23 protein-coding genes are annotated in these 24,942 nt (G+C 70.5%); 9 read left to right on the top strand and 14 right to left on the bottom strand.

Annotation, left to right across the window (positions count from 1 at the left end):
- Positions 1–174 precede the first annotated feature (174 nt).
- Entirely contained in the window at positions 175–735 is a 561-nt protein-coding gene (locus ACZ7DE_RS17475; protein WP_470762003.1) for a GNAT family N-acetyltransferase, read from the top strand.
- 38 nt (positions 736–773) lie between these two features.
- Here ACZ7DE_RS17475 and ACZ7DE_RS17470 read toward each other — a convergent pair whose 3' ends face one another.
- The 7 genes from ACZ7DE_RS17470 to ACZ7DE_RS17440 form a co-directional block, all read right to left on the bottom strand.
- Positions 774–2,405 (bottom strand): type IV secretory system conjugative DNA transfer family protein, encoded by a 1,632-nt coding sequence (locus ACZ7DE_RS17470; RefSeq protein ID WP_470762001.1) that lies wholly within the window; start codon positions 2,403–2,405, stop codon positions 774–776.
- 17 nt (positions 2,406–2,422) lie between these two features.
- A complete protein-coding gene (locus ACZ7DE_RS17465) occupies positions 2,423–3,853 on the bottom strand; it encodes an ATP-binding protein (RefSeq protein ID WP_470761999.1) in 1,431 nt (476 codons plus the stop codon).
- Between the two features lie 9 nt (positions 3,854–3,862).
- Positions 3,863–5,422, bottom strand: a complete 1,560-nt coding sequence (locus ACZ7DE_RS17460; protein ID WP_470761997.1) for an SCO6880 family protein — start codon at positions 5,420–5,422, stop codon at positions 3,863–3,865.
- Entirely contained in the window at positions 5,419–6,759 is a 1,341-nt protein-coding gene (locus ACZ7DE_RS17455; RefSeq protein ID WP_470761995.1) for a hypothetical protein, read from the bottom strand. Before ACZ7DE_RS17455 ends, ACZ7DE_RS17460 begins: the two co-directional genes overlap by 4 nt.
- Positions 6,749–7,600, bottom strand: a complete 852-nt coding sequence (locus ACZ7DE_RS17450) for a hypothetical protein (RefSeq protein ID WP_470761993.1) — start codon at positions 7,598–7,600, stop codon at positions 6,749–6,751. Before ACZ7DE_RS17450 ends, ACZ7DE_RS17455 begins: the two co-directional genes overlap by 11 nt.
- Before the next feature lie 201 nt (positions 7,601–7,801).
- Positions 7,802–8,110: a hypothetical protein gene (locus ACZ7DE_RS17445; protein WP_003991275.1), complete on the bottom strand. Its 309-nt coding sequence runs from the start codon at positions 8,108–8,110 to the stop codon at positions 7,802–7,804.
- A 415-nt stretch (positions 8,111–8,525) separates the two neighbouring features.
- Positions 8,526–9,863, bottom strand: a complete 1,338-nt coding sequence (locus ACZ7DE_RS17440; RefSeq protein ID WP_470761991.1) for a S53 family peptidase — start codon at positions 9,861–9,863, stop codon at positions 8,526–8,528.
- 270 nt (positions 9,864–10,133) lie between these two features.
- Here ACZ7DE_RS17440 and ACZ7DE_RS17435 point away from each other — a divergent pair, with 270 nt between their 5' ends.
- Positions 10,134–10,553, top strand: a complete 420-nt coding sequence (locus tag ACZ7DE_RS17435; protein ID WP_470761989.1) for an SgcJ/EcaC family oxidoreductase — start codon at positions 10,134–10,136, stop codon at positions 10,551–10,553.
- A 436-nt stretch (positions 10,554–10,989) separates the two neighbouring features.
- Positions 10,990–11,736 carry a trypsin-like serine peptidase gene (locus tag ACZ7DE_RS17430; RefSeq protein WP_470761987.1) on the top strand — a complete coding sequence of 249 codons (747 nt, stop codon included), beginning with the start codon at positions 10,990–10,992 and terminating at the stop codon, positions 11,734–11,736.
- A gap of 19 nt (positions 11,737–11,755) precedes the next feature.
- Here ACZ7DE_RS17430 and ACZ7DE_RS17425 read toward each other — a convergent pair whose 3' ends face one another.
- Positions 11,756–12,514 carry a carbonic anhydrase gene (locus ACZ7DE_RS17425; protein ID WP_470761985.1) on the bottom strand — a complete coding sequence of 253 codons (759 nt, stop codon included), beginning with the start codon at positions 12,512–12,514 and terminating at the stop codon, positions 11,756–11,758.
- A gap of 129 nt (positions 12,515–12,643) precedes the next feature.
- On the bottom strand, positions 12,644–13,225 hold the full coding sequence (locus ACZ7DE_RS17420) for a hypothetical protein (protein ID WP_470761983.1): 582 nt from the start codon (positions 13,223–13,225) through the stop codon (positions 12,644–12,646).
- Between the two features lie 89 nt (positions 13,226–13,314).
- Between ACZ7DE_RS17420 and ACZ7DE_RS17415 the strand changes: the two genes are divergently transcribed.
- Positions 13,315–14,322, top strand: coding sequence for a C40 family peptidase (locus tag ACZ7DE_RS17415; protein ID WP_470761981.1), 1,008 nt, complete (start codon positions 13,315–13,317; stop codon positions 14,320–14,322).
- 168 nt (positions 14,323–14,490) lie between these two features.
- Positions 14,491–15,201: a phosphatase PAP2 family protein gene (locus ACZ7DE_RS17410; protein ID WP_470761979.1), complete on the top strand. Its 711-nt coding sequence runs from the start codon at positions 14,491–14,493 to the stop codon at positions 15,199–15,201.
- Between the two features lie 135 nt (positions 15,202–15,336).
- Here ACZ7DE_RS17410 and ACZ7DE_RS17405 read toward each other — a convergent pair whose 3' ends face one another.
- Positions 15,337–16,908, bottom strand: coding sequence for an FAD-binding oxidoreductase (locus ACZ7DE_RS17405; RefSeq protein WP_470762062.1), 1,572 nt, complete (start codon positions 16,906–16,908; stop codon positions 15,337–15,339).
- A gap of 539 nt (positions 16,909–17,447) precedes the next feature.
- Between ACZ7DE_RS17405 and ACZ7DE_RS17400 the strand changes: the two genes are divergently transcribed.
- Both ACZ7DE_RS17400 and ACZ7DE_RS17395 read left to right on the top strand, forming a co-directional pair.
- The gene (locus tag ACZ7DE_RS17400) at positions 17,448–18,374 is read left to right on the top strand and encodes an SCO4651 family lipoprotein (RefSeq protein WP_470761977.1); all 927 of its coding nucleotides are present in this window, start codon (positions 17,448–17,450) and stop codon (positions 18,372–18,374) included.
- A gap of 180 nt (positions 18,375–18,554) precedes the next feature.
- Positions 18,555–18,752: a hypothetical protein gene (locus ACZ7DE_RS17395; protein WP_470761976.1), complete on the top strand. Its 198-nt coding sequence runs from the start codon at positions 18,555–18,557 to the stop codon at positions 18,750–18,752.
- 83 nt (positions 18,753–18,835) lie between these two features.
- On the opposite strand, the gene ACZ7DE_RS17390 is transcribed toward ACZ7DE_RS17395, so the two are convergent.
- The gene (locus tag ACZ7DE_RS17390; protein ID WP_470761974.1) at positions 18,836–19,276 is read right to left on the bottom strand and encodes a metal-sensitive transcriptional regulator; all 441 of its coding nucleotides are present in this window, start codon (positions 19,274–19,276) and stop codon (positions 18,836–18,838) included.
- A gap of 215 nt (positions 19,277–19,491) precedes the next feature.
- On the opposite strand from ACZ7DE_RS17390, the gene ACZ7DE_RS17385 reads away from it, so the two are divergent.
- Positions 19,492–20,112, top strand: coding sequence for a DUF47 domain-containing protein (locus ACZ7DE_RS17385; protein ID WP_069770624.1), 621 nt, complete (start codon positions 19,492–19,494; stop codon positions 20,110–20,112).
- 7 nt (positions 20,113–20,119) lie between these two features.
- Positions 20,120–21,118, top strand: a complete 999-nt coding sequence (locus ACZ7DE_RS17380; protein WP_470761972.1) for an inorganic phosphate transporter — start codon at positions 20,120–20,122, stop codon at positions 21,116–21,118.
- Positions 21,119–22,020: 902 nt separating this feature from the next.
- Here the strand turns inward: ACZ7DE_RS17380 and pstB are convergent.
- Genes pstB through pstC form a run of 3 tightly spaced genes read right to left on the bottom strand, consistent with a single transcriptional unit; the run spans position 22,021 to position 24,926 of the window.
- On the bottom strand, positions 22,021–22,797 hold the full coding sequence (pstB, locus tag ACZ7DE_RS17375) for a phosphate ABC transporter ATP-binding protein PstB (protein WP_470761970.1): 777 nt from the start codon (positions 22,795–22,797) through the stop codon (positions 22,021–22,023).
- A gap of 48 nt (positions 22,798–22,845) precedes the next feature.
- The gene (pstA, locus tag ACZ7DE_RS17370; RefSeq protein WP_470761968.1) at positions 22,846–23,910 is read right to left on the bottom strand and encodes a phosphate ABC transporter permease PstA; all 1,065 of its coding nucleotides are present in this window, start codon (positions 23,908–23,910) and stop codon (positions 22,846–22,848) included.
- Entirely contained in the window at positions 23,907–24,926 is a 1,020-nt protein-coding gene (gene pstC, locus ACZ7DE_RS17365; RefSeq protein ID WP_470761966.1) for a phosphate ABC transporter permease subunit PstC, read from the bottom strand. Before pstC ends, pstA begins: the two co-directional genes overlap by 4 nt.
- Between the last annotated feature and the right edge of the window lie 16 nt (positions 24,927–24,942).

The following is a 24,942-nucleotide window of genomic DNA, read 5'->3' as shown; positions in this document are numbered from 1 at the left end:
GCAGGGGGGACCCTGTGGGAGAGTAGGACACCGCCGAACAAATATTGTGGGAGACCCCCGCACCTCATGGTGCGGGGGTTTTCTGCGTTCCGGGTACGTTCAGGGATCCGCAGCTCTGTGGTGCCGGCGAATTCGGGATGAGGAGAGTCGTACTCGGGTACTACGGTGACCTGCATGAACTACGTGATCCGGTCCGTGCGTGCAGATGAGTGGCCTGCAGCGAAGGGCCTGCGGCTCCTGGCGCTGCGCGATCCGGTCGCGCACCTGGCCTTCCTTGAGACGTACGAGGCGGCCGAGGCGAAGCCGGACTCGTTCTGGAAGGAGCGGACGGCCGGCGCCGCCGAAGGGGCAGAAGGGGCGCAGCAGATCATCGCCGAGGCTCCCGACGGGGAGTGGGTCGCGACGCTGACCGTGCTGGTCGAGGAGGCCGGGACGACGGACTGGGCGGGGTTTCCGGTCGATCGGCGGCAGGCGCAGGTGGTCGCGGTGTTCGTACGGCCCGAGTACCGCGGGATCGGACTGACCGAGGTGCTGTTCGACGCCGCGGTCGAGTGGGCGTGGGGGCGCGGTGTGGAGCGCGTGCGGCTGTTCGTGCACGAGGACAACGGGCGGGCGCAGGCCTTCTACCGCAGGGCGGGTTTTCTGCCGAGTGAGGTGGTCGTGCCGGTGCCGGGAGACCCGGACGCGCGTGAGCTGGAGTTCGTGGTCGAGCCCGACCGGGACCCGGTCAGGTAGATCCGATCAGGACATGCCGGCGGCTCCGCGTTCGGTCGTCAGACCGGCAGTTCCGCGTTCGGCCAGCGGCTGCGGGCCTGTTCGCGGGAGCGGAGGAGGGCGAGCGTGGGGAGGCCGCGGGTCGTTCCGGTGGACAGCAGGTCCGGGAGTTGGGGGATCGGGGCCACGGCCGCGACGTCGTCGAGGACCAGGGTCAGTGGTGGGTCGAGGCGACCGGAGGATGACCGTTCGGCCATGCGCCGGCCGCGCTCGACCACGCTCGAGACGAGGGCCGTGAGCAGGGGCATCGCTCCGGGGCTCGTCCTGGGGTCCTCAAGGGATTCGCCGACCACATAAAGCGTTCCCCCTTCGTCCACGAAGGAATCCAAGGCGAGGGCGTCAGTTCGGTTTGGAGTGCACGCCTCGCGGATGTTGATCGTGGAGAGGGCGGAGAGAGCGCGGGAGGTCAGTTCCTGGGCGATGTCCCGGCGTTCGGGGTGCGCGGTCAGGGCGGCCTCGAGCTCGCCGGCCGCGCCGGCGGCCGCCTTGGGGTTGGTACGCAGGATGCGGACCGCTTCCTGGATGCCGTTGCCCTGGGACCAGCGGTGGACGTGGCGGATGGTGCGGCCGTCGACGGCTGCCGCGTGCAGACAGCTGCGGAGGAGGGTCTCGGCCGTCTCGGCGACCGCCTGGTCCAGGCGGGCGGTGGGGCGTACGGGGGACAGGAGGGCGGCTGCTCTCGCCACCGCGGTGGCCTTGTCCTCGCAGCCCGCGGTGGGGGACCAGTGGAGGCGGGCGGGGGTGTCGCAGCGGTGGACGGGGTCGTAGAGGTGGACCGGGCCCAGTTTCGCTCTGGCGTCCTTGGTGTCCTGCCAGAGGGCGGGATTGGAGGTGAGGACGAGGGCGGGCCCCTCGGCGTCGCGGACGGCTTGGGCCGCGGTCGCATGGCGGACCTCCACGGGGGCGTAGTGCACCCCGCCCTCGCCGCGGCTCGGCTCCCAGCCGGTCCCGACCAGCGTGTCGCCCGCCAGGGGCGAGGGGGACGGGGAGAGCGGCGGGGAGGGCTGCGGCGGGAGGGACTCCATCGCCGCCGGTACCGAAGGTTCCCGCGACTCCCGCGATTCCCGCGACTCCCAGGAATTCCGGGGCTCCTGCGGTTCCCGCACATCCTGCGGCTGCTGTGACTCCCGCGGCTCTCGTGATTCCCGTGGTTGCGACTCCTGGCCTGCTGTCGGGCGGGCCGCTGCCTGTTCCGCCCCGGGCCTCGGGCCGGTTTCGCCCCGTGGGACCGGTACCTCGTGGCGGGTCAGTGGGGTTTCGGCGCGTCTCCTCGCCCGTACCGCCTTCCACCGGGCCAGTGTTCCTATGACGAACACCGTCAGGACGAAGAGGATCATCAGCTGGCCGACGAACAGGCCCCAGAACAGGCCGTAGCCGGGGAGGGTCGGCGCTTCGGCCTCCGGCCAGGCTCCGGGGATGTCGTGGGGCTGCCCGACGAGGTGGCGCATGGCCAGCGGGGTGCGGGCGAAGGTGACGCCCGCGGGCCAGGAGCCGTGGGCGAAGAGGGCTGCCAGGCCGGTCGCCGTCCAGACCAGCAGCGTCATGCCGAGCAGGAAGGCGAGAATGCCGACCAGCAGACCGTCGGGGATGCCGCCCTGGCCGTCACGGCGCTGCTCGTCACCCGGTCTCATGACACTCCCCTGCCTGCCTAGGCCACCGTCGACTCGGACGAGCCGTCCAGGTCGGCCAGGTGCTGTTCCATGAACGCGGCCGCTCGTCGTTCCTGTTCCAGTTCGGCGGCGAGCAGCGCGTCGTCGTCGGCGGCCGCGTGGTCGGCGGAGGACTCCGTCATCGCGCGGTCGGTGAAGACCAGGGGCCGTTCCGTCTCGGTGACCAGGTGTTTGACGACCTGGACGTTGCCGTTGACGTCCCATACCGCGATGCCGGGCGTGAGGCTCGGGATGATCTCCACCGCCCAGCGGGGGAGGCCCAGCACCCGGCCCGTCGCCCTCGCCTCGTCCGCCTTCTGGGCGTAGATCGTGCGGGTCGAGGCCATCTTCAGGATGGCGGCCGCCTCCTTCGCGGCCGCTCCGTCCACCACGTCGGACAGGTGGTGGACGACCGCCACGAAGGACAGGCCGAGTCGGCGGCCGAACTTCAGCAGGCGCTGGAACAGCTGGGCCACGAACGGGCTGTTGATGATGTGCCAGGCCTCCTCGACCAGGAAGATGCGCTTCTTCCGGTCGGGGCGGATCCAGGTGTGTTCCAGCCAGACCCCGACGATCGCCATCAGGATGGGCATGGCGATCGAGTTGCGGTCGATGTGGGACAGGTCGAACACGATGAGGGGGGCGTCCAGGTCGATGCCGACCGTGGTCGGACCGTCGAACATGCCGCGCAGGTCGCCGTCGACCAGGCGGTCCAGGACCAGTGCCACGTCCAGGCCCCAGGCCCGTACGTCGTCTATGGCGACGTTCATCGCCTCCGCCGACTCCGGCTCGGGATGGCGCAGTTGTTCCACGATGTCGGTCAGCACGGGCTGGCGGTCGACGATCGTCCCGTTGACGTAGGCGTGGGCGACCTTGAGCGCGAAGCCGGCGCGCTCGTCCAGGCCGTGGCCCATCGCCACCTCGATGATCGTGCGCAGCAGCGCCAGCTGGCCCGTCGTGGTGATCGACGGGTCCAGGGGGTTCAGGCGGATGCCGTGGTCCAGCGCTGCCGCCGGGTCCAGCCGGATGGGAGTTATTCCCAGCGCCTGCGCGATGAGGTTCCATTCGCCGACGCCGTCCTCGCCCTGGGCGTCCAGGACGACGACCTGGCGGTCGCGGAAGCGGAGCTGGCGCAGGACGTAGGTCTTCTCCAGGGCCGACTTGCCGTTGCCCGACTCACCGAGGACCAGCCAGTGGGGGGCGGGGAGCTGCTGGCCGTAGAGCTGGAAGGGGTCGTAGATGTAGCCCTTCCCGGAGTAGACCTCGCGGCCGATGATGACGCCGGAGTCGCCGAGGCCGGGGGCGGCCGTGGGGAGGTAGACCGCCTGGGCCTGGCCGGTGGAGGTGCGGACCGGAAGGCGGGTCGTCTCCACCTTGCCGAACAGGAAGGACGTGAAGGCGTCGGTGAGGACGGACATCGGGTCCCGCATGTGAAGCCCCTACCTTCGGATTCCGGTGGCGAACGGGAGGGTGTTCACGAACGCGCGGTGGTGCTCGCGATCGCACCACTCCAGCTTCAGGTACGACTTGCCGGCCGACGCCCTTATCGTGCGTTTGTCGCGGGCGAGTGCCTCGGGGCTGCGGGAGGAGACGGTGATGTAGCCGACCAGGTTGACGCCGGCCGCGCCGGAGGCCAGGTCCTCGCCGCGCTGGTCCAGGCGGGAGTGGGCGGCGACGTCGCGGGGGTCGACGGTGCGGTTCATCTTGGCGGCGCGGCTGGCCTCCGCCTCGTCGTTCGTCTTCTCCGTCAGCATGCGTTCGATGGCGACCTCGGTGGGTTCGAGGTCCATCGTGACGGCGACCGTGCGGATGACGTCCGGGGTGTGGACCAGCAGGGGAGCCAGGAAGTTGACGCCCACCGGGGTCATCGGCCACTCCTTCACCCAGGCCGTGGCGTGGCACCAGGGGGCCCGGGTGGCCGACTCGCGGGTCTTGGCCTGCAGGTACGTCGGCTCCATGGCGTCCAGCTCGGCCGGCCAGGCGTTGCGCTTGGTCATCGCCTGGATGTGGTCGATCGGGTGGTCCGGGTCGTACATGGAGTGGACGAGGGAGGACAGCCGGCCCTGGCCCAGGGGCTGGCGGACGCGGATGTCCGCCTCCTGCAGGCGGGAGCAGATGTCGGTGAGTTCGCGGGCCATGACGACGGCCAGGCCCGCGTCGCGGTCGAGTTTGCGGCCGGACTGGGGGCGGGCGGCGCGGGCCATGGCGTGGGCCTCGGCGGCCAGCTCGCGGGTGTAGTGCATACAGGCGACGAGGTAGGCGCGGTGCTGCTCGCTGCTCGTGGACACCATGGACTGCAGCTGGTCGTAGGAGCGGGCCAGCCAGTCGGGGGACTTCTCGTCACCGCGCACGGCGACGTCCTTGGCGTGGGCGTCGGGGTCGGCGGGGAGGGTGCGGGCGAGCATCTGCAGGCGGGTGACGAAGCCGTCGCCGTTGGCCACGTGCTTGAGGAGGGTGCCGAAGCGGTCGACGAGGGCCTCCTGGTCCTCGCTGTCGCGCAGGCCGACGCCCGGGCCCTCGATCTCGATCGCGGCCGTGACCGTACGGCGGTCGGCGTGCAGCAGGACGGCGATCTCGTCGGGGCCGAAGGGGGCGGCCAGCCAGCTGATGCGGCCGATGCCCGGGGGCGGGCCGACCTCGATCTCCTGGCCGTCGAGCCGGGTGCCGGCTTCCACGGCGGTCGAGCGGTAGGTGGTCCCGCGGCGCAGGGTGCGCTTGTAGCTGCGGTTGATCTCGAACCACTTGTAGAACGTCCGGTGCTTGTACGGCACGTAGACCGCGGCCACCGCGAGCACCGGGAAGCCGCTCAGCAGGACGATGCGCAGGGCGAGGACGGGAACGAGGAGGCCGCACATCATGCCGAGGAACGCGCCGAGGACGATGAGCGCGATCTCGCCGGTCTCGCGGTTGCGGCCGACGATCGCGTTGGGCCTGGCACGGCCGATCAGATACGTACGGCGGGGCGTGATCGCGTGGGACACGTGGGACTCGGTCGTCAACGCCCTTCACCTCCCGTGCGGTTGTTGCTGCTGTTGCGGGTGTTGCTGGCGTGCGGGGTGTTGACCGGGCTGCCCGCGCGGGGGGCGGGTGCGGCGGAGGGAACAGATCCGCCGCCCCCGTTCGAGGTGCGCGAGCTGTGCGCGGCGACTCCGCCGGAGGCGGGGTTGGAGGGGCGGGCGCCGGAGGACCCGGACTGGCCGCCGCCGTTGTTGTCCGCACGGGTGCTGTGCGTCTTGATGCCCTGGGCGACGAGGGTCGCCGGGGAGCTGATGACGGCCGCGGCCTTGCCCTCTGCCCCCTGCATGATGCGGTTGTTGCGGCCGTTCGCGATCTCGTCGCCGAAGCCGGGCACGAAGCGGTAGATCATCGCGCTGGCGAAGATGGCGAGCAGGATGATGGCGAGGCCGGAGACGACGGCGGAGAAGGCGTTCGGGCCGTCGCCGGCGGACAGCGCCCCGGCGAGGCCGAGCACGATCACGATCACCGGTTTGACCAGGATGACGGCGATCATGATGCCGGCCCAGCGGCGGACGTGGCTCCACAGGTTCTTGTCGACCAGACCCGCGTAGACGACGGTGCCGAGCAGTGCGCCCACGTAGAGCAGCGCGGCGCGGATGACGAGCTCCAGCCAGAGCACTCCGGCGGCGAGGATCGACACCAGGGACACGACGATCAGCATGATCGGGCCGCCGCCGATGTTCTCGCCCTTCGCGAGGGCCGCGGAGAAGGTGCCGAAGAACGTGTCGGTCTGGTTGCCGGTGGTCTTCGCGAGGACGTCGGTGATGCCGTCCGTGGCGGATACGACGGTGTAGAGGATCAGGGGGGTGAAGGCGGAGGCCAGGACGGTGAGCCAGAGGAAGCCGACGGCTTCGCCGATGGCGGTGGAGAGGGGGACTCCGCGCACCGCCCGCTTGGCGACGGCCAGCAGCCACAGCAGCAGCGTCAGGACGGTCGAGGCCGCGAAGACCACGGCGTACTGCTGGAGGAACCGCTCGTTGGTGAAGTCCACGTTCGCCGTGTCCTTCACGGCCGCGCTGAGCTTGTCGACGGTCCAGGAGGCGGCGTCGGCACAGCCCTTGGCGAGCGAGGAGAGCGGGTCGAGGGTGTCGGAGACGCCGGGGTTGGTGGTGGAGGAGGGGTTCTCGCCCTTCTCGCAGTAGTCCCTGGCAGGGCCTCGGATGAGTTCGCTGCAGGCGCTGTCGGTCGGCGACGTGGAAGGGGACGGCGACGGGCTGGGCGACGGCGCGGCGACGGCACGAGTCGCCAGCAGCACGGCCGTGGCCTGAAGGGCGGCCAGAGCGGCCGTCACCTTGAGTGAGAGGTGCTTAGCGCGCATAGGTGAACCCTCCGTACTCCTCGACGGCCTTCGTCATGTCGTCGGCGGTGGAGGCCTTCTGGTCGCGCCCGACCGGCACGGGCCCGTCCTTCTGCTGGAAGTCGGTGACCTTCCAGTCGTTGTCGGTCCAAGCGAGCTGGTAGGTGGTGGTGAACCAGCTCTCGGACACGGGGTTGGTCGAAGCTGCCCCGGAGAGACCGAAGAGCGATGTGTACCAGACCTCGACGGTGGCAGCGCTCGCGCTGGAGGCGGTGACCTTGGTGCCCACCGGGACGACCCGGGAGACGAACGTCTGGTCGTCCGGCGCGGTGCCGTCCTTGTCGAGCCCGATGTTGCTCAGGAACGTCTCGTTCGAGTAGGCCGCGTCCAGCGCGGACTGCCGGGCGGCGGCGACGTCCGGTGCGTACACGGTGTCCACGATCTGGTGCCGCTGGGCCGTGGTGAACATGTCCGCCGAACCCAGCGCCACGGCGTAGTTGGCCGCGGCACTCTGGGCGCCCTGCGCATTGTGGGCGTACCCGACGGGAATGCCGCCGGTCGTGGACCGCACCGGCTTCGTGCCCGTGGCTGCTGTGCTGGTCGCGGCGGGCTTGTCCGCTTCGCCGCCCGCCGTGGACGTCGAAGCGGAATCGTCCCCTCCACGGTTCGCGAAGGCGATCGCTGCGATCAGCAGGACGACGACGCCGACCACGGTGACGAGACTGCGGGACGACGAGCGGCTGCCTCTGCGGGCTCCGCCGTAGGGGTCGTTCTCGGGCAGGCGCAGGCGTGTTCCGCCGTAGCCGCGACCCTCTTCGGTGCGCGCGGATTCGCCGTAGTCGTGTTCGTCGCCGGGAGTCATGCCGGGTACGCCCCCTCGTTGCCGTACCGGAACGCGTAGAAGTACGACGGTAGCCGTGCTGGTTCCCGCGCGGGCGCGGTGTGGTGACTCGACATCAGGGACATCAGGGAAACGCAACCTCAGCCGGTGGGCACGACAGGTGGGTGGGGGTGGCGGGCCGGGCGCGCCCGGACGGGACTGGGGTGGAGCAGAGGGACGCGGCTACACGGCCATGCCGTACACGATCGTGAACAGTGTCCCGAGGGAGCCGATGATGAAGACGCCTGTCAGGCCCGCGATGATCAGGCCCTTGCCCTGTTCCGCACTGAAGGTGTCCCGCAGGGCAGTCGCGCCGATACGTTGCTTGGCCGCGCCCCAGATGGCGATGCCGAGGCAGAGGAGGATGGCGACCGCCATCACGACCTCGATCATCACCTTGGCCTCGTTGCCCAGGCTGCCGAAGGGCCCCCAGTCCGGAGCGATCCCGCCGATGATGGTGTTGATGTCGCCTTTGTCGGCCGCAAACAGCATGTAAGTCACCGCCCCTGGTGGGTAGTTCCGCAGTTCCTCTGCCGGTGTGCAGAGGTCACGTCTCATTCTCGCCGACAAATTCGCCGTCGTATGTCGACTTGGCGTCATTGGCGGGCGGGAATCGTACGATTGGCTCGTATGGTCACTCTGTGTATCACGGCAGGTCACGCCGGGCAATGAGGCCGGAGCGGAACCTGTGGTGTGGTTCCGTCGTTAGCCCACTTCACGGCCCCGCACCGTTTCTGACGGCTGGTCGGGTGAGCGTACGTTTCGATGTTCTCACGACGACGATGTCACGGTCCGCACGGCGAAGGGCGAACGGGCCACGGCTGGATGCCGTGGCCCGTTCGCCCTTCGCCGCGTGTGGCCCCCACGGCCCACTGCGGCTGCTCTGTGTGACGGATGTGACGCGGGGTCAGCCGGTGAAGGCGTCCGTGCCCTCGGGGGTGCCGAGGCCGGTGGGGCCGTCGTAGCCGGACTTCGCGGTGCAGAGGTAGGCGGCGCCGGCGGAGCAGGTGCCGTTGCTGCCGCTGGTGACGTCGTTCAGCGCGGAGGTGCCGGAGGCCGCGTAGGGGTAGGCGGCCGGGTAGTCGCCGCTGCCGGGGGTGCCGGCGAGGGCGTAGACCGCGGCGATGACGGGTGACGCGGCGCTGGTGCCGCCGTAGGTGTACCAGCCGGCGGTGACGCCGTAGGAGTCGTAGACGGAGACTCCGGTCGCCGGGTCGGCCACGGCCGAGACGTCGGAGATGGTGCGCTTCGAGCAGCCGGTGTCGGTCTGCCAGGTGGGCTTGACGTCGTAGGCGGAGCAGCCGGAGCCGGTGCCTTCGGTGGAACTGGTGTTCCAGACCTTCTCGGTCCAGCCGCGGGCCGTGGAGGACCGGGACAGGGCGGTGCCGCCGACGGACGTCACGTACTGGGACGCGGCCGGGTACTCCGCGCCGTAGCCCTCGTCGCCCGCGCTGACGGTGATGGCGACGCCCGCGTGCTTGAAGTACGAGGTGTCGTAGGAGGTGTCCGACGCGGACTCCGAGCCTCCGTAGCTGTTGGAGACGAACTTCGCGCCCAGCGAGACGGCCTCGTTCACGGCCTTGCCCAGGTTGGTCATGGACGGCGAGGTGGCCTCGACCAGCAGGATCTTGCAGTTCGGGCAGACCGCGCTTGCCATGTCGAGGTCGAGGGACTCCTCCTCGGCCCAGCCGCTGTCGGCGGTGGGCAGTGAGGTCGTCGAGCCCGTCTGGCTCACCTTCTTGAAGCAGCCGTTGGCGACCGTGCAGGAGGGCAGGCCGTAGAAAGAGCGGTACTTGGCGAGGTCGGCGGCCGCGTTGGGGTCGTCATAGGCGTCGACGATGGCGATGGTCTCGCCGGAGCCGTTGCTCGCGGCCGCTTCGGTGAGGCCGTAGGCGTCCTGGAGGTCGGACGGGCCGTAGCCGGTGGGGCTGGCGGCGGCGGCCTTCGGGGTGACCTTGGCGGTGGTGCCGGTCTCGGCGGCGCGTTCCCTCTGGAAGGCCGTGGTGCCGCCGGTCACGCGGAAGGAGTTGCAGGTCAGGTCGCCCTTGTGCCTGGGGGTGGCGCAGGGGGTGGCCGCCCAGGTCACCTTGGCGGAGGCGGTCCGAGCGGTGGCCGCGGGCGCCGCGCTCGCGTGGGCCGCGCCGCCGAGTCCGGCGAGCACGAGGGCGGCGGTGCCGAGGGCCGAGGCGCTGATGCGGCGCCATCTGCCCGATGTGGCAGAGGAGTTGGGGGGTGTCGTACGCAACGTACACGCTCCTGGGAGTGGGGTGGCAGGGGCAGTGCGGGTGGTGGTGCTCGTGGGTGGTGATGGCCGCCGGTACGTGGTCCCCGGCGGCGGGCGGCGGCCCACGGACGACTGTTGCTTTGTTGAGTACGCGACAACAAGATGGGCGGCGGAATCCTGACTTCCGCCTTACCGAAGGGGGTTGCGGTATTGCTGATCAATGGCGGGCGGATGGTGCGCGGATGGCCGGGGCTTGACCTCAAGTGCGCTTGAGCTAAGAGGATCGCCGGCATGGAGACGACAGAAACGACCGATGTCCGTGAAGCCGACCTGGCCGCGATCCGGGCCGTGGTGGCCGCCGTCGAACACTCCCAGCGGAACGAGCTGCCCGACGAGTTCGTCGCCCTCTTCCGCGAGGACGCGCTGTGGACCACGGCCCACGGCAGACGCCTCTTCGGCCGCGCCGAGATCTCCGCGTTCACGCACCGGGTGCTGCCCGGCGCGATGAAGGACGGCATGACGGTGACGTACGAGGTGGAGCACGTGCTGTTCATCCGGTCGGACGTGGCCGCGGTGAAGGTCCGCGCGCAGTACCGGGGTGCGGACGGCGAGCCGATCGGGAACCCCACGAGCCCTCTGTACGTGATGGCGAAGGAAGGCGGGCGGTGGCTGCTGACGGCCTGCCAGAACACGGAGGTGATCGACGGCTGACGGCCCGGCGGCGTCCGCGGGCGGCGGGAGTCTCGGGTGGACGCCGGGCCGGACGCCGCCCTCGCCCCAGCCTCCGTCCAGGCGGTCCAACCCTCCGCGTTCCCGCACACCGACGGGCCGTGCGCCCTCCGGCTGCGGCTGCGGCTGCGGCTGTGGCTGCGGTCGGCGGAACCGGGGCGGCTGCGGATCGGGGGCTGGGACACGGATCCCCGCGTGCCGCCCGGTTTCGACTTCGCCGGGGGGCCTGCGCGACGTCACGCCGCCCGACGTCCACGACGAGCACGGGCGGGGACCGCACCTCGTGCGGGCCCGTGCCGCCCGCTGGGGGGCCGCGGCGCTCGGCGGCGAAGCCGGGAAGGTTGTGTGGGCCGAGTGCGGGTAGCGTCGAAAGAGGTAACTGACGTTTCTCTCACCTTCGTGGGACACAGTGAACCCGATGAAGCGAAACGCCCTGCTCGGTGCGGTCGTCCTGCTGGCCGTCACCTCCGCCTCCGAGGCGGCCGCCGACGGCGGGCCCGGCCCCCTGGGGGTGACGGCCGTCGCTGTGGCGACGCCGCAGACCGCTCGGGTCGGCGCGCTGTTCACGGCCGAGGACGCCGAGGCCGGCAGATTCGACGGCGAGCACTTCTGCACCGCGTCGGTGGTGCACAGCCCGCACCACGACCTCGTCGCCACGGCCGCGCACTGCCTGGAGGAGGCCGATGAACTGGTCTTCATCCCCGGGTACCGCGACGGGGAGGCCCCCTACGGGGTCTGGAAGGTCGGGCGGGTCTTCCTGCCCGACGGCTGGGCCAAGGACCGGGACGAGGACAGCGACGTGGCGTTCGCCGTCCTCGACGACCAAGACGGCGAGGGCGTCGAGGACGTGGTCGGCGCCAACGGGTTCGCCACGCGTACCGCCACCGGGGCCACCGCCGTGACCGTGACCGGGTACCCCCATGCCGCCGAGGAGCCGGTCCGCTGCACGAACCGGCCCACCCTGCACAACCCCGCCCAGCAGCGCATAGCCTGCCCCGGCTTCACGGGCGGCACGAGCGGCAGCCCGTGGGTGAACGGCGACGGCCAGGTCGTGGGCGTCCTCGGCGGCCATGAGCAGGGCGGGGCCACGGCCGACGTCTCGTACAGCGTGGTGCTGGGGTCGGAGGCCGCGGAGCTGTACCGGGACGCGGCCTCCGACCCCTAGGGGCAGCCGCTACGGGGTGTTACGCAAGGCGGTGCACGAGCTGGGTGGTCAGCTCGTAGCGGGCGCCGACGACGGCCAGCTCGCCGGCGGCGATCTTCGCGGCGAGGTCGGGCTCGGCGGCGAGACTCGAGCGGACGGCTCGCACGTTGGCGTCGATGGTGGAGTCGACGCGGGCGTCGCCGTCCTTCGTGCGGTCTATGGACGGACTTATCCGGTCGGCCAGGTACTGGATGTGCGCGGGCAGCCGCTCCCCGGACAGATCCGCCTGGACGGCCGCCTTCACCGCTCCGCACGACTGGTGCCCGAGCACCATCACCAGCGGTATCCCCAGCTCGAGCACCCCGTAGGCCACGCTGCCGAGCACGGCCTCGTCGAGGACCTCACCCGCCGTGCGGACGGTCATCAGGTCGCCGAGCCCCTGGTCGAAGACCAGCTCGGGCGGCACACGGGAGTCGATGCAGCCGAGGACGACGGCGAAGGGATGCTGACCTGACGTCAGGCTCGTGCGGACGACGGGCGTTTCGTCCGGGTGCCGCTCGCGGTAGGTGCGCCAGCGCCGGTTGCCCGCGGCGAGCTCCCGCAGCACCTCGTCGGCGGTGGCCGGTCGGCGCCCGGTACCGCGCGGGGTGGCTGCGCCGGGGGCGGCGGAGGCGGAGGTCGCTCCGAGGGCGAGGCCGCCGAGGGTCGCCGCGCCGGCCAGGCCGCGCAGAAGCGCGCGGCGAGCGGTGGCGGCCCGACCGTGGTGGACAGATCCGTGGGGGGTGTCATCCGGGTTCACGGGGTGGAACGTACGTCCGAGCCCGAACCCCGTCGTGGACGTTGCCCGATCATTGCCCTGGATGGGGATCACGGGATCGAACGCTGGGCGATCCTTGGCGTCGGCGTGGGCCGCCTTTTACCCGGCCCGCTAGCCCAAAGCGCTCACGACCAGGAACACCAGCCAGCTCGCGACGAGCGTGATGCCCACGTACGCCATCGGACGCCGGAAGACCGGCTTGCCGGGGGTGAGGGTGGCGGCCGTCGGGGCGGGATGCGGGAGCTTGGCGATCTTGAAGTGGGTGTAGAGGTTCCACGCCAGGGTCAGCCAGCACAGCAGGAACAGGGACAGCACGCTGAACCAGCCGCCGGCCAGCGTCTTGGCCGTCATGTCACGGTGGATCGCGGTCGCGCAGGTACGGCACAGCGGCCCCTCCACCTTGGCGGTCCGCATGGCCAGGATCAGCCCCGTGTGCTGACGGATCTCGATGTCCGCCGAGGCCGGCTGCGCAGCGCATATCCGGCAGACGGCCACTCCGCCGTGCACGGGGTACGGCGACTGCCCGCCGTGGGGCCCGTACTGAGACCCCGGCACAGCAGCCTGCGGAGGCGGGCCGTACCCGGCCCCCGGCGCCGCGTAGGCCGGATGCTGCAACGGGTTCGACGCGTAACCCCCTTGCGGACCCGCAGGGTTGGGCTGAAGGGGCTGCTGCGGTGGGTAGGGCGTCGCCACGTGCGGGTTTCTCCTTGTGCTTGGTCGCCCCGCAGCGAGAGGGCCGCCCCTACACTGTCGGGGGCGGACTCCTGGGCGGTGAGGGGCGGTTGACGGTGCGTAAGGCATGGATCGTAGCGACCGCTGCCGTCAGTGCCGGGGTCGCCTTCATGATGGCGCTCGTCATCGGGGTCTACGTGGTCGGTGGGAACCTCGCCAACGAGGTGAGCGGAGCGACGCGGCAGCTGGCCAAGGGCGCCGTGCCCGCCGCCTATCAGACGCTCGTGCAGAAGTGGGGCAATCTCTGCGCGGCCATCAATCCCGCGCTGCTCGCCGCCCAGCTCTACCAGGAGAGCGGGTTCAACCCGAGGGCGCGGAGCGCCGCCGCCGCGCAGGGGATAGCGCAGTTCATCCCGGGGACGTGGGCCACGCACGGCGTCGACGGCGACGGGGACGGCGACCGCGACGTCTGGGACCCGAATGACGCGATTCCGTCGGCCGCGTCGTACGACTGCCAGCTCGCGTCGTACGTGAAGACCGTTTCCGGGGACATCACGAAGAACATGCTCGCGGCGTACAACGCGGGGCCGGACGCGGTCATCAGATACGGGGGTGTGCCGCCGTACCGGGAGACCCAGAACTACGTGAAGACGATCACGACTCTGGAGGAGTCCTTCGCCGCCCCCGTCACCCGGGTGGATCCGTCGAAGCAGGCCGCCGGGGCCATCTACTTCGCTCAGAAGAAGCTCGGGACGCCCTATCTGTGGGGTGGGAACGGCACCGCTGACCAGGGCGGACGCTTCGACTGTTCCGGGCTGACCAAGGCCGCCTACGAGAGCGTCGGGATCACCCTGCCCCGGGTGGCGAACGACCAGTACAACGCCGGTCCGCATCCGAAGCGGAGCGAGTTGCTGCCGGGGGACCTGGTGTTCTTCTCCACCGACCTCGGCAACTCGCGGGCCATCCACCACGTGGGTATCTACGTCGGGGGCGGGTACATGATCGACGCCCCTTACACGGGCGCCGTCATCCGGTTCGACCCCATCGACACGTCCGAGTACTTCGGGGCCACCCGGGTCACCGAAGATGGCGCGAAAGCGCTGCCGACGACGGTGTGAGGCGAGCCGGGACCCCGGCCCTGAGCTGCGGGGATCTGTCTCTCTTCGATAACGTCTGAGTGATCATTCAGTGGAGAGTGGAACGTATCAACCGGGGCCGTGCGTTCCTGTTGAGGCGGGCGCATGTGAGGTGCGCCGGGCAGCACACGACGAAGGGGCCGCAGCACCATGGCTGGACTCGCCGAATCCGGGTCGAACCCCGACGTCGACCTGCTCTACGACATCAACGGGCTGGCCAAGGAAGCCCCCCACTGGCTCGACCGGATCGTCGAGTTCGTGGGCGAGTACGGGCTGCTGCTCGCCATGGTGCTGCTCATCGTGTGGTGCTGGTGGGGCGTCCGGCGGCGGCCCGGTGGGGCCGAGGAGGCCGCGTCCTCCGTCGCCGCCCTGGTGTGGGCGCCGCTCGCCGCCGGCGTCGCCGTGCTGGTGAACGTGCCCATACGCGGTTTCGTCGAGCGTCCCCGGCCCTTCCGCGACCATCAGGGGCTGGAGGTGCTGGTCTCCGGCAAGACCGACTACTCCTTCGTGAGCGATCACGCCACCCTCACCATGGCCATGGCCGTCGGACTGTTCGTCGCCAACCGGAAGTTCGGGCTCGTCGGGATAGGGATCGCCCTGCTCGAGGGGTTCTGCCGGGTGTACATGGGGGTGCACTATCCGACCGACGTGGTCGGCGGGTTCGCGCTCGGGACCGCGGTGGCCCTGCTGCTGTCGCCCATCGCCTCCATGATGCTCACCCCCGTGCTGAAGGCCGTCGACCGCTCGCCGCGGGCCGGGTGGCTCGTGCGCGGACGGGCCGCCCGGGTCGGAGAGCTGGACGGGTTCGTCACCGGCTCGCGCGCCGAACTCGCCGCGGAGGAACGGGACCTCGCCGCCTAGGAGCCGTCCGGCGCGTCGGGTTCGTTCGGCTCGTTCGGTTGTTCGGTCCGTTCGGCTCACACGCCTTGTCGGGCCGGTCGCCTTGTGGGGCGTTCGGCCCGTGGTTCCCGGGCGGCTCTCCGCGGCGTTCGGATTTCAGAGGGCCTGGGGGTAGCTGAAGAAGCCGTTGGGGTCGTACTGCTTCTTCAGCTGGGTCAGGCGGGGGAGCGCCGCGCCGTAGTAGGCCTTGCGCCAGTTCGTCAGGGTCGGGTCCGCGTAGTTCTGGTAGGCCGCCCCCGAGGCGTACGGCGCCATCGCCTTGTGGGCCGTGTTCAGCCAGGACTGGGCCGCCGTTCCCGTCGTGCCCGCCCGCCAGGAGGCGATGTACTGCGCCAGCATGCGTGAACGGCGGTGGACGAACGCCGTGGCCGTCGGCGAGACCCGGTTCACCGCGCCGCCCAGGGCCGTCAGGGCGATGCTGCCCGAGCCGCCCTGGACCGTCCGGATCTGCTTGAGCAGGGTCTGGATGCCGGCCGTCGACAGGGAGACGTCGAAGAAGTCCGAGCGGGCCGCGTACGTCTCCCGGCCGAGCGCGCCCTGCGGGGAGCGGCCCGGAGTGGAGCCGGGCAGATGGCACTGGGCGTCGGAGGAGAAGGAGGAGCAGCCGGCGTAGATCTCCATCGCCTGCTCGTACGAACGGCGGCGCAGCGAGACGTTCGTCGCGGGAGCGCCCACCCGGTCCGCCAGCCGGTCCACGGCGTTCTGGAGCTGCCCGTACGTGCCGATGCAGAAGGCGGCGACCGAGATGGTGGGGGTGCCGCCCGCCGCGTTCGCCACGTGGAGGGAGGACCAGATCTCGTCGGGCTGGGACGGCCCCCACTCCTGCCAGGCCTTCACCACCGCGGCCGCCCTCGACCAGGGCCAGGTGAGGTAGCCGGTCACGGCCTGGGGGGCGGGGTGGGTCTTGAACTGCAGTTCCGTGACGACGCCGAAGTTGCCGTTGCCTGCTCCGCGCAGGGCCCAGAACAGGTCCTTGTTCGTCGTCGCGTCGGCGGTGAGCTGCTTGCCGTCCGCGGTGACGATCGTGGCCCGGGTGAGGCTGTCGCAGGTCAGGCCGTAGGCGCGGGAGACGACGCCGTGGCCGCCGCCCAGGACGAGCCCGGAGACGCCCACCGTCGGGCAGGACCCGGCCGGGATCGTGACGCCCTTCGCGGCGAGCGCCCGGTAGACGTCGATCAGCTTGGAGCCCGCGCCGACCACGGCCGTGCCGCCGCTCGCCCGGACCCGGTTCAGCTTGGAGACGTCGATGATCAGCCGGCCGTCGCCCGAGGACCAGCCGCCGTAGGAGTGGCCGCCGTTGCGGATCGCGACCTTGGTCCGGTGGGCGCGGGCGTACGCCATGACCGTGCGGATGTCCTCGGCGTGCGCGACGTAGGCCACCGCCGCGGGCTTGAGGCTGTCGAAGCGGGTGTTGTAGAGCTGGCGGGCCGCGGCCCAGGAGGCTTCGCCGGGACGGACGAGGGTGCCGTCCAGGTCGCGGGCCAGCGCAGCCCAGTTGGCCGGGGCGGCGACGCTGGTCGTCGTCAGCGCTGCCCCTGTGTCCCCGGTGGCGCCGGTCCCTCCGGAGCCCGACGCGGAGGCGCTCGCGCTGCCGCCGTTCGCCTTGCACGCGGCCGCTGCCGCGGCGATCGCGGCGGTGCCGCCTGCGATGAACGTACGCCGTTCCATGTTCTTGCGCCTTCCCTCGGCCGCCTGTTTCGGCTTCATGGAGCGAGACGGGGTCATGGGACCACAGGTTCCTGCGGGTTCCGGCGGTGACGGAACGGTGACGTCGTCCGGACGGTGACATCGACCGGACGGTGACATCGACCGGACGGTGACGTCGCCCGGAGGTGACGTCGATCAGGCGGTGACATCGACCGGAAGTGGCCGCGACCGGATGCGGCTCGCCGTTCAGACGCGGCTGTGACCCTCCGCGTCCGCTCTGGCGAGACTCCTCGCTCTGCGGGCCGGGCCGCGCCAGCCGCAGGTGCAGCGGGCCAGGCAGAACCTGCCCTGTTCGACGGTCGTGGTGCTGTGTTCCCCGTCGGGGCGGGGAGGGGCCGAGCCGTCCTGCTGTGTCACAAGGACAACGTTACCCAGTTTCGGCGAAGGACCCGTCCGGCGGTCTCAGGACTTCGGCCTGCGTGACGGTGAGCGCCTGCCCGTCGTTGAACCGGAGCGGCAGCAGGCCCGTGACGGACGTACCGGCTGGGGGTAGACAGGCCATGACGGAGCGCCAGCGCAGGCAGAGGGGCGCCACGGTCCTGACGGGGATCGTGGCTGGGGTCTGTGTGTGCGCCGCCGGGTGTTCCGGGGGCGGACGGGCCGCCGAGGACGGCAGGGCGGCCGACCCCGTCGAGACGCTGCACCGGGCCGCCGACACCCTCGTCGAAGCGGGCACGTCGAAGGCCCGTACGTCCATGGAGATGGCCACCGGCGGGACCCGGGTGACCATCCGGGGGCAGGGTGTGTACGACTACCGCAGGCAGCTCGGGGAGTTGAAGGTGTTGCTGCCGCAGGATCCGGCCGGGGTCAGCGAGCACCGGCCGATCACCGAACTCCTCGCGCCCGGAGCCCTGTTCATGAAGAACCGGGGGGCCGGGGTGCCGGACGACAAGTGGGTGCGGGTGGAGACGGCGACCCTGTCCGACGGGAACCTGGTGACCGGCGGCGCCACCGATCCCTTCGCCGCCGCCGAGGTTCTGCGGGGGACGCGACACGCCACGTACGTGGGGAGGACCGAAGTGGCCGGGACCGCGGTGCGGCACTATCGCGGGACCGCCGACCTGGCGCTGGCCGCCGAGGGCGCTTCGGCCGGAGGACGGGAGTCCCTGCGGGCGGCGGCGAAAGGGTTTGCCACGGCCCGGGTGCCGTTCGACGTGTACCTCGACGACGAGGGGCGGATCCGTAAGATCCGGCACCGGTTCAGCTTCGTGAACGGTCGGAACGCGCAGAGCGGCGGGACCGGCGGGACCGGTCGGAGCCGCGAGACCGGCGGGAAGGGCGAGAGCGGTGGGAGTGGTCGGAAGGAACGGCGGAGGGAGGTCGTGGCGGTCGCGTCCACGACGCTGCTGTACGACTTCGGCGCGCCCGTCGACGTGCGGCTGCCCGCAGCCGGGGACATCTACGCGGGGCGGATCGCGGAGGACTGAACCGCGCTCCGGGACGGTCGGCGGGCCTGCCTGCGGGTTCGCGGGCTTCGGTGGGGTTCGGTGGGTTTTGAGTAGACGGTTTCAGCCACCGGCTGGGCACAAGGACTAGCCCGTCCGTGCCATGCGCTCGGTGTATAGCGCTCCCTACTCTAGGAAGCCGGTGACGGCAGAGACGAGGTGATGCGCGTGGCTCCGGGCGGCGGTACGGCAGTTCAGGACCACGTGGCTCTCGCCGAGATCGAACTGTGCGGAGAGCTGATCATCGCGGCCTCGGCGGCCGGCGGGGACCGGCTCAGCCTGGAGAGCATCGACCAGGTGCTGCGGGTCGGGGAGGAACGGGCGGCCCGGGCGGACCGGGCGGAGGCGCCCGGTGGCTGAGGTGCGCGGCAGCTGAGGTGTCCGCCGGGTGAGGTGTGCGCCCTGCGGTGTGCACCGAGGTGTGCGTCGGCGGGCCTGTCGGGTCAGGTGCGCAGCAGGCGGGCGATCGCCTTGGTCGCCTCTTCCACCTTCGCGTCGATCTCGTCGCCGCCCTTGAGGGCCGCGTCGGCGACGCAGTGGCGCAGGTGCTCTTCCAGTAGCTGCAGGGCGAAGGACTGCAGGGCCTTGGTGGAGGCGGACACCTGCGTGAGTATGTCGATGCAGTAGGTGTCCTCGTCGACCATGCGCTGCAGGCCGCGGATCTGGCCCTCGATGCGGCGCAGGCGCTTGAGGTGCTCGGCCTTCTGCTTGTGGTAGCCGTGGACGGGGGCGGCGGTGCTCGCGCTCTCCGGTGCGGCGGCGCCTGTGGGCGGAGAGTCGTTCGGGGTGGCGGCCCGGTCGGATTCGGCCACGCCGCCGGTCTCGGGGGCGCGGTCCGCCTCGGGTGCGGAGGGGGCTTGCGCGCCGGCCTCGGTGGTCGTCATCGTGTCCTCCAGCGCTCAAGCTCCCGACATATACCCCTACCGGGTATATGGTACCGAACTTTGGCGGGTAGACGCCCCCGAGCGCCACTGTGCCGGCCGCCCCCCTGCCGGTCGGTCTGTCTGATGGGCGACACTGGGGGACGGCCCATTAGCCGTGGCCGGATGATGCGCCTAGCATCAGCCTGACCGAAACCGATGCATCTTGAGGACCCCACGTGCGCTTTCGTCTGACCCCCAGGGAGACGAGCTTCTACGACATGTTCGCCGCGTCCGCGGACAACATCGTCACGGGCTCGAAACTCCTGATGGAACTCCTCGGGGCGGACACCTCCGCCCGGGCCGAGATCGCTGAGCGTATGCGGGCCGCGGAACACGCAGGTGACGACGCGACGCACGCGATCTTCCACCAGCTGAACTCCTCGTTCATCACGCCCTTCGACCGCGAGGACATCTACAACCTCGCGTCCTCCCTCGACGACATCATGGACTTCATGGAGGAGGCCGTCGACCTGGTCGTCCTCTACAACGTCGAGGAGCTGCCCAAGGGCGTCGAGCAGCAGATCGAGGTGCTGGCACGGGCCGCGGAGCTCACGGCGGAGGCCATGCCGAACCTGCGCACCATGCAGAACCTCACCGAGTACTGGATCGAGGTCAACCGGCTCGAGAACCAGGCCGACCAGATCCACCGCAAGCTGCTCGCGCACCTCTTCAACGGCAAGTACGAGGCCATCGAGGTGCTCAAGCTGAAGCAGATCGTGGATGTGCTGGAGGAGGCCGCCGACGCCTTCGAGCACGTGGCCAACACGGTGGAGACCATCGCGGTCAAGGAGTCCTGAACACTTCATGGACACCTTTGCTCTGGTCGTGACCATCGGCGTCGCGCTCGGATTCACGTACACGAACGGCTTCCACGACTCGGCGAACGCCATCGCCACGTCCGTTTCCACGCGGGCCCTGACGCCGCGTGCCGCGCTGGCCATGGCCGCGGTGATGAACCTGGCCGGCGCGTTCCTGGGGAGTGGCGTCGCACACACGGTCAGCAAGGGGCTGATCGAGACGCCTGACGGGTCCACGGGAATGGGGATCCTGTTCTCCGCGCTGGTCGGGGCGATCGTCTGGAACCTCGTCACCTGGTACTTCGGGTTGCCCTCGTCGTCGTCGCACGCGTTGTTCGGCGGCATGGTGGGGGCCGCGCTCGCGGGTGGCACGGACGTGATCTGGTCCGGGGTGCTCGACAAGGTCGTCATCCCGATGTTCGTCTCGCCGGTGGTCGGACTCATCGCCGGATACCTGGTGATGACGGCCATCCTGTGGATGTTCCGGCGGGCGAACCCGCACAAGGCGAAGCGGGGTTTCCGGATAGCTCAGACCGTCTCGGCCGCGGGCATGGCGCTGGGGCACGGTCTGCAGGACGCGCAGAAGACGATGGGCATCGTGGTGATGGCGCTGGTCATCGGCGATGTCCAGGGGGCCGACGATCCCATTCCGGTGTGGGTGAAGATCGCTTGTGCGGTGATGCTGTCGCTGGGGACGTACGCGGGTGGCTGGCGCATCATGCGGACGCTCGGGCGGAAGATCATCGAGCTTGATCCGCCGCAGGGGTTCGCCGCGGAGACGACCGGCGCGTCGATCATGTTCACCACGGCGTTCCTGTTCAAGGCGCCGATCTCGACGACGCATGTGATCACTTCGGCGATCATGGGTGTGGGGGCGACGAAGCGGATCAACGCCGTGCGGTGGGGAGTCGCCAAGAACATCGTCCTCGGGTGGTTCATCACGATGCCGGCGGCTGCGGTTGTCGCGGCTTGCGCGTTCTGGATCGTGAACCTGGTGTTTCTGTAGCCGGGGGTTCGCCCACCCGCCCGCCCGGCTCGGTGGGTAGAGGGGTGCCGCTCCCGCGGGGCTTGGCCCCGAACCCCGGCGGGGGCCTCGCCCCTTGCGCCCCGAGGGGCGTCCGTCCGCCCGGCTCGGTGGGATGAGGGGGGGCCGTCGTTTCGGGGCCCCGCCCCCGGCCCCGGCAGGGTTCTGCCCCCCTGCGCCCTCGTGGGGTGCCTGCCTTCTGCGCCCTGCGGGGTTCGCCCGCTCGCCCGGCCTGGTGGGCTGGAGGGGTGCCGCTCCCTCGGGGCTCCGCCCCCGCCCCCGGCCCCGGCAGGGTTCTGCCCCCTTGCGTCCTCGTGGGGTTTCAGCCTTCTGCGTCCCTGCGGGGTTCGCCCGCTCGCCCGCTCGGTGGGTTGAAGAGGTCCCGTCGTTCGGGGCTTCGTTCTGGCCCCGGTGGGGCCCGCGCTCCGGGGGGCTTCGCCCGGGCGCTTGGCACGGTGGGCTGTAGGGGGCAGTCGTTTCAGGGCTCTGCCCCGGCTCTCGGCGAGGGGCGCCTCCTGCGCCCCCGAGGTTTCGCTCGCCGCCCGGCTCGGTGGGTTGAAGGGGCGTCGTCGTTTCCGGGCTCCGTGCCGAACTCGGGTGGGGGCTCCGCCCCCTGTGGCGCCCGCGAGTGTCGTTCGCCCGCGCCCCCGCTCGGTGGGTTGACGAGTGGCCCTCGTCTCAGGGCTTCGCCCGAAGCCCGGGCGCCCCCTGGAGGTTCAGCCCCCTGCGGACCTCGCCTCTCGGCGCCTCGTCCCGCCGGGGCCGGCCGTGGCCCGGTGTCGTCCCGCCTCCTGCAACGCGTGAGCCCGCCCCCCGAAGACGGGGGGCGGGCTCTTTGCGTCCTCGCGGTGGCACCGCCATGCAGCACCGCGAGGGGTTCGGGGTCAGCCGAAGCGGCCTGAGATGTAGTCCTCGGTCGCCTGGACCGACGGGTTGGAGAAGATGCGTTCCGTGTCGTCGATCTCGACCAGCTTGCCGGGCTGGCCGACGGCGGCCAGGTTGAAGAACGCCGTGCGGTCAGAGACGCGCGCCGCCTGCTGCATGTTGTGCGTCACGATGACGATCGTGAAGCGTTCCTTCAGCTCGCCGATCAGGTCCTCGATGGCGAGGGTGGAGATCGGGTCGAGGGCCGAGCAGGGCTCGTCCATCAGCAGGACCTTCGGCTCCACCGCGATCGCCCGCGCGATGCACAGCCGCTGCTGCTGGCCGCCCGACAGGCCCGAGCCGGGCTTGTTCAGGCGGTCCTTGACCTCGTTCCAGAGGTTCGCGCCCTTGAGGGACTTCTCGACCACGTCCGCGAGCGCGGACTTCTTGTACGAGCCGTTCAGCCGCAGGCCCGCCGCCACGTTGTCGAAGATCGACATCGTGGGGAAGGGGTTCGGACGCTGGAAGACCATGCCGACCTCGCGGCGCACGGACACCGGGTCCACGCCCGCGCCGTAGAGGTCCTCGTCGTCCAGGAGCACCTTGCCCTCGACCCGGCCGCCGGAGGTCACCTCGTGCATGCGGTTCAGCGTGCGCAGGAACGTGGACTTGCCGCAGCCGGAGGGGCCGATGAAGGCCGTCACCGAGCGCGGCTCGACCGTCATCGAGATGTCCTCGATCGCCTTGTGGGCTCCGTAGTAGGCGGTCAGCCCGCTTACGTCGATTCGCTTGGCCATGTGTTCTACTTCACTTCCCGGTCGTATAGATCAGTCGCTGTGGCCGCTTCAGCGACCGGTCTTCGGGGCCTTCCAGCGGGCGAGGCCGCGGGCCACCAGGTTGAGGATCATCACGAAGGCGATCAGCGTGAGCGACGCGGCCCAGGCCCGGTCGTAGGCCGCCGTCGAACCCGCGCTCTGCGCGTACTGCTGGTAGATGTACAGCGGAAGCGACGCCTGCGCGCCCTCGAAGGGGTTGGCGTTGATGAACGGGTTTCCGAAGACCAGGAGCAGGACCGGCGCCGTCTCGCCGGCGATACGGGCGATCGCCAGCATCACGCCCGTGATGATGCCTCCGATCGACGTCGGGACTACCACCTTCAGGATCGTGCGCCACTTGGGGACGCCCAGGGCGAGAGAGGCCTCGCGCAGCTCGTTCGGAACCAGTTTCAGCATTTCCTCTGTCGAGCGTACGACGACCGGCATCATCAGGATCGCCAGCGCGAGTGAGCCGGCGAAGCCGAACGGCTGCATGTCGAGCATCAGCATCAGGCTGAGGATGAACAGGCCGGCCACGATGGAGGGGATGCCGGTCATCACGTCCACGAAGAACGTGACCGCCCTGGCCAGGTTGCCGCGGCCGTACTCCACCAGGTAGATGGCCGTCAGGATGCCGATCGGCGCGCCGATCGCGGTGGCCAGGCCGACCTGCTCCAGGCTGCCGAGGATCGCGTGGTAGATGCCGCCGCCCGGCTCGCTGTCCGCCACCACGCCCATCGAGTGGGTGAGGAAGTAGACGTCCAGGACCTTCACGCCCCGCTGGATCGTCGTCCACAGGAGGGAGACCAGCGGGACGACCGCCAGCAGGAACGCCACCCAGACCAGGCTCGTCGCCACCCGGTCCTTCGCCTGGCGGCTGCCCTCCACCTTCGTGGCGATGGCGTACGTGCCGAGGATGAAGAGGATGCCGGCGATCAGACCCCACTGGACCTTGCTGTCCAGCCCGCCGGCGATGCCGATGACGACCGCGAGGGCGAGCGAGCCCGCCGCGACGGCCCAGGCGAACCACTTGGGCAGGCTGGCGCCGCGGAGCGTGCTCGGGGCCTTGTCTGCTACTGCGCTTGCGTGGCTCATGCGTTGGCCCCCGAGTACTCCTTGCGGCGGGCGATGATCATGCGAGCCGCGCCGTTGACCAGCAGGGTGATGACGAACAGGACCAGACCGGAGGCGATGAGCGCGTCACGGCCGAACTCCGTCGCCTCGTTGAACTTGCTGGCGATGTTCTGGGCGAAGGTGCCGCCGCCCGGGTTGAGGAGGCTGGCGTGGATGTCGAAGTCGGGGGAGAGCACGGTGGCCACCGCCATCGTCTCGCCGAGCGCTCGGCCGAGTCCCAGCATCGAGGCCGAGATCACGCCGGAGCGGCCGAAGGGCAGCACCGACATGCGGATGACCTCCCAGCGGGTGGCGCCGAGCGCCAGCGCGGCCTCCTCGTGCATCTGCGGAACCTGCCGGAACACCTCGCGGCTGACGTTGGTGATGACCGGGAGAATCATGACGGCCAGCAGGATGCCCACCGTGAGCATCGAGCGCGGTGCGCCCTGGTCCCAGGAGAAGACGCCGGTCCAGCCCAGGTAGTCGTCCAGCCAGCCGAACAGGCCGTCCATGTGCGGTACGAGGACCAGGGCGCCCCAGAGGCCGTACACGATGGACGGCACGGCGGCGAGCAGGTCGATCACGTACGCGACGGGGCCGCTCATGCGGCGCGGGGCGTAGTGGGTGATGAAGAGGGCGATCGCCACGGCGATCGGGACCGCGATGACCATCGCGATGATCGACGAGACCACTGTGCCGAAGGCCAGGACCGCGATGCCGAACTTCGGCGGGACGAGGCTGGTGTTCCACTCGAAGGCGGTGAGGAAGTTGGCCTCGTCCTTGCTGATGGCGAGGTACGCCCGGTAGGTGAGGAAGACCGCGATCGCGGCCATGATCACCAGCAGGAAGATGCCCGAGCCGCGGGAGAGACCGAGGAAGATCCGGTCACCGGGCCGAGTGGCGCCGCGGGCCGCGCGCTTCTCCTCGGCCGTCGGAGGCGGCGGGGTCGCGGGGGGTGGGATGTCGTCCGTGTCTGTCTGGTGCGTCTTTATGTTCATGGGGATCTCCGGTCTG

The organism is Streptomyces sp. NPDC037083, assembly GCF_055606485.1.
This window is presented reverse-complemented; position numbering and strand designations above follow the sequence as displayed.